Consider the following 1,003-nt stretch of genomic DNA (forward strand, 5'->3'; position numbering starts at 1 on the left):
GATATAAGGCCTGATAAAAAGCTGGTTTACCAATAGTTACCCCTCCACCAAAACGATCTGCCAAAATGAAGTTTTTTCTGCCATCAAGGTTTTTGTACAAAGCTATACTGGCCGTAAACTGTCCGTAAGAATTTGAGTATTTGTTAACGCCTTTATAACCCAAAAGTTTAAAATCAACATAACTGCCCAAAGTTGGTAACAAATCATTATCGCGGGTATTGTTGGTGAAATTTACAAATGCACCTGCAAACATCTTTTCGTTTCGTACCGTAAGCGAATCGGACGAATGCAATTTTGATGGATTTTCGATAAAACGCCCTTGGTTATCTTCCTGATTATATTTATAGTATTGCCACGACGGTCCGACGCTAAAAGTAGATTTAGGGCGGCGCCACCTAATTGAAGCATCAACCTGGTAAAGGTTGAAACGTGTGCGGTAGTACCTGATGTTATCATCATCATCGCCATGCTCCTCAAAACTTGTTTCATTTCCTAAACCAAAGAAATTCTGTGTGTTATTTGGTGCGAAAGCATCGGCTTTTAACACAAAATCAGCCTTACCTAAAGCTTTTAACCACTCTCCTTTATAGTTAAACCTAAAAGCTTTTGTGGAGAATGAATGTAAAAAAGAAATAGTCTGCGAATTTCCATAAGGCTGTTTCCTGAAACCAGGATTAGTTTGTTTGTAGATCAAACCTAATAAAAGGCCATCATCTTGATTGTAACCTGCATTTAACAGCCACGAATTACGACGATACATATCTTTTGGTATATAACTGAAGTTCGAGGTATCATTAGAAATAATTTTTCTGATTTTACTGGCATCCTCTCCATTATAAGTTGCCTTATCCGTTCTACCATATAACTTTACAGATCCGTTGCTATTTGCAAAATCGTAAACTTTAGTACCCTTGCCACCGATAATCCGCAATTTAATATTCGATTTTTTATTGTTCAGGATCAAGCTGTCGTTACCATTGTGCATGTACACCCTGATTTCTTT

The 1,003-nt window shown here is 37.3% G+C and carries 1 protein-coding gene; it reads right to left on the reverse strand.

Annotation, left to right across the window (positions count from 1 at the left end):
• Positions 1-1,003: BamA/TamA family outer membrane protein (locus AC1DPQ_RS28760; RefSeq protein WP_477611717.1), on the reverse strand; the 1,003-nt coding region annotated here is incomplete at both ends.

Source organism: Pedobacter sp. 01T416_2 (assembly GCF_056398925.1).